General features: G+C 64.5%; 1 protein-coding gene. It reads right to left on the bottom strand.

Annotated features, from left to right (window positions below; genetic code table 11):
- The coding region (locus PWG71_RS28595) for a cbb3-type cytochrome c oxidase subunit I (RefSeq protein WP_274813184.1) at positions 1-1,189 on the bottom strand (1,189 nt) is incomplete at both ends.

Here is a 1,189-nt window from a genome sequence, read left to right as displayed (position 1 = left end):
TGCCGGTGAACTTGGGCCACCAGAAGTAGAAGCCCGCGAACATCGCGAACACCACGGTGCCGAACACGACGTAGTGGAAGTGCGCCACCACGAAGTAGGAGTCGGTGACGTGGAAGTCGATCGGCGGGGAGGCCAGCAGCACACCGGTGAGCCCACCGAAGAGGAACGTGGTGAGGAAACCGACCGAGTACAGCATCGGCGTCTCGAAGGTGAGCTGGCCGCGCCACATCGTGCCGATCCAGTTGAAGAACTTCACACCGGTCGGCACCGCGATGAGGAACGTCATGAACGAGAAGAACGGCAGCAGGACCGCGCCCGTCGGGAACATGTGGTGGGCCCACACGGTGACGGACAGGCCCGCGATGGCGATCGTCGCGGCCACGAGGCTCTTGTAGCCGAAGATCGGCTTGCGGCTGAACACCGGCAGGATCTCCGTCGCGATGCCGAAGAACGGCAGGGCGATGATGTACACCTCGGGGTGTCCGAAGAACCAGAACAGGTGCTGCCACAGGATGGCCCCGCCGTGTTCGGCGTTGTACACCTGCGTGCCGACCATGCGGTCGGCGCCCAGGGCGATCAGGGCGGCGGTCAGCACCGGGAACGCGATGAGCACCAGCACGCTGGTGAGCAGGGTGTTCCAGGTGAAGATCGGCATGCGGAACATCGTCATACCGGGCGCGCGCATGCACAGGCCGGTGGTGATGAAGTTGACCGCGCCGAGGATGGTGCCCAGACCGGAGACGGCCAGGCCCAGGATCCACAGGTCGCCGCCCAGGCCCGGGGAGCGGACCGCGTCGGACAGCGGCGTGTAGGCGAACCAGCCGAAGCTGGCCGCGCCGCCCGGGGTCAGGAACCCGCTGATGGCGATGAGGCTGCCGAACAGGAACAGGTAGTAGCTGAACAGGTTCATCCGGGGGAAGGCCACGTCGGGCGACCCGATCTGCAACGGCATGATGACGTTCGAGAACCCGACGAACAGCGGGGTCGCGAACATCAGCAGCATGATCGTGCCGTGCATCGTGAACATCTGGTTGAACTGCTCGTTGGACAGCACCTGCATGCCCGGGTAGAACAGCTCGGCGCGCATGAGCAGCGCCAGGACGCCACCGAAGAGGAAGAACGCGAACGAGGTGATCAGGTACATGTACCCGATGACCTTGTGGTCGGTCGACGTCAGCCAGCTGACGAT

The sequence above is a fragment of the Nocardiopsis sp. N85 genome, from assembly GCF_028882275.1.
Taxonomy (GTDB): domain Bacteria; phylum Actinomycetota; class Actinomycetes; order Streptosporangiales; family Streptosporangiaceae; genus Nocardiopsis; species Nocardiopsis lambiniae.
The sequence above is the reverse complement of the archived record's forward strand: the minus strand, read 5'-3'. Positions and strand labels throughout refer to the sequence as shown.